The organism is Lentilactobacillus diolivorans DSM 14421 (assembly GCF_001434255.1).
Classification (GTDB): domain Bacteria; phylum Bacillota; class Bacilli; order Lactobacillales; family Lactobacillaceae; genus Lentilactobacillus; species Lentilactobacillus diolivorans.
Map to the genome: position 1 here is coordinate 1 of NZ_AZEY01000094.1, position 1,108 is coordinate 1,108.

Here is a 1,108-nt window from a genome sequence, read left to right on the forward strand (position 1 = left end):
GTCAGCAAAAAAAATAACCGCCTTAGCTCTGGTCAGCTAGCGGTTATTAAATATCGTTAAAATCTGCCACCGTCTTTAACGGCTCTACATGGGAAGTCCTGTTCTAGCGGGACTTCCTTTTTCTGCTTACAGTATAACATGACTATAACTGACTTTCGACTATTTTTAATCAGTTTTCTAGCAGCTTTTAGGGAACGTGTGTTTGTTTTTTGCGCTACAATATAGCTAATAGCTAACTTCTCTCAGAAATGAAATCTTCCTAATATATTATTTTCGCCACCACCCCTTCGAGTGCCCATAAGATATTACAATCTCCGGTAGTAGTATAACTGATGATAATATGAGCAGAGTTACCATAATCTTCTTCTATTCTCCCTTTCTTACTAGCTATTTAGAGCATATATAAATTTGCTTTTATAATCCTAAAAACAGTTAATAAGAAAACAAATTATCAATCAGCAACCATTTTTAACCATTAAATGATTGTTTAATTGAACATTAATGACATAAAGATAGAATTGGCTTATTTATTAATTAATTATCCTAAAAAATGGTTAAAAATCATAAGGAGTTAGGATTTTTAATTAACGATGCAGTTTAAGAATATAAACCTCACTTTTATCATAGGCATTAAGTTTCATACCATTTGTGAGCTCTGGATATGGGTCATGGACATTATGGTGCATGGAATTATCAGCAAGAAAATCGACCTTATAAAGAGGTGGTTGCTCATTTAGACCGCGGGGAATAATGGTAATTTTAAGGGTTCCCATTGTCTCATCAGATAGTTGTACTTCTTGAATATAAGTTCTATTTTCTGGCCATTTTTTTGGTAACCTTTTAGCTTCAATAATTGTTACCATATCTTTCATCTCTCTTTCATAAATTTAGTCTCCTCTAGTTGGGACAATAAATAATTTAATGAAAGTTAATTTGTTTGCTCGAGTAAAAATTATTATATAAAAAATCTAAAATGATCTCTTGATGAAACTTATTATTTTAACCTTCATATCTGATTCACAATAATCGAAATGATCAGAATCAAAATAATTGCTCCAATTAATGAAGGAATAATTGCCATACCAGCTAAACTAGGCCCCCAAGAACC

The 1,108-nt window shown here is 31.9% G+C and carries 1 protein-coding gene and 1 pseudogene; both read right to left on the minus strand.

Features of this window, described 5'->3' with window-relative positions:
• Positions 1-584 precede the first annotated feature (584 nt).
• Positions 585-863: a hypothetical protein gene (locus tag FC85_RS11790; protein WP_136861328.1), complete on the minus strand. Its 279-nt coding sequence runs from the start codon at positions 861-863 to the stop codon at positions 585-587.
• 143 nt (positions 864-1,006) lie between these two features.
• A pseudogene (locus FC85_RS16150) lies at positions 1,007-1,108 on the minus strand (GlsB/YeaQ/YmgE family stress response membrane protein); the annotation flags it as partial.